The sequence below is a fragment of the Streptomyces recifensis genome (assembly GCF_002154615.1).
Classification (GTDB): Bacteria; Actinomycetota; Actinomycetes; order Streptomycetales; family Streptomycetaceae; genus Streptomyces; species Streptomyces griseoluteus.
This window is the reverse complement of sequence record NZ_MUNH01000052.1, coordinates 418-926: the sequence shown is the minus strand read 5'-3', so window position 1 is coordinate 926 and position 509 is coordinate 418. Positions and strand designations below refer to the sequence as shown.

Below are 509 nucleotides of genomic sequence, written 5' to 3'. Positions count from 1 at the left end.
TGCCGGTCTTGCCCGCGACCCGGTAGCCGGGGATGCGGGCCTTGACGCCGGTGCCCTGCTCGTCGTCGACGACCGACTCCAGCATCTGGGCCACGGTCTTCGCGGTCTTCTCGCTGACCACACGGGTCTTCTTGGGCTTGGGTGCCGGGGCGAAGCGGCCGTCGGCGCCCTTGGTGCCGCGCACCAGGGTGGGCGCGACGCGGACTCCGCCGTTGGCGATGGTGGAGTAGACGGAGGCGGCCTGCATGGCGTTGATGGAGAAGCCCTGGCCGAAAGGGATCGTGTACTGCTGCGAGGTGGACCACTTGGCGGCGGGCGCGAGGATGCCCGGTGTCTCGCCGGGGAAGCCGAGCCCGGTGTAGCGGCCGATGCCGAACTGGCGCAGGTACGAGTAGAGCGTGTCGTTGGCGGCCCGCTGGGTCTTGCCGAGCTGGCCGGTGGCGAGGATGGTGCCGATGTTGCTGGACTTGGCGAGCACCCCGTTCAGGGTGAGGTACCAGGTGGCGTGG

At 69.9% G+C, this 509-nt stretch carries 1 protein-coding gene; it reads right to left on the bottom strand.

From position 1 onward, the window contains the following. Positions 1-509, bottom strand: a 509-nt coding sequence (locus CCN33_RS32710) for a penicillin-binding transpeptidase domain-containing protein (protein ID WP_279628139.1), incomplete at both ends; no start/stop codon positions are given.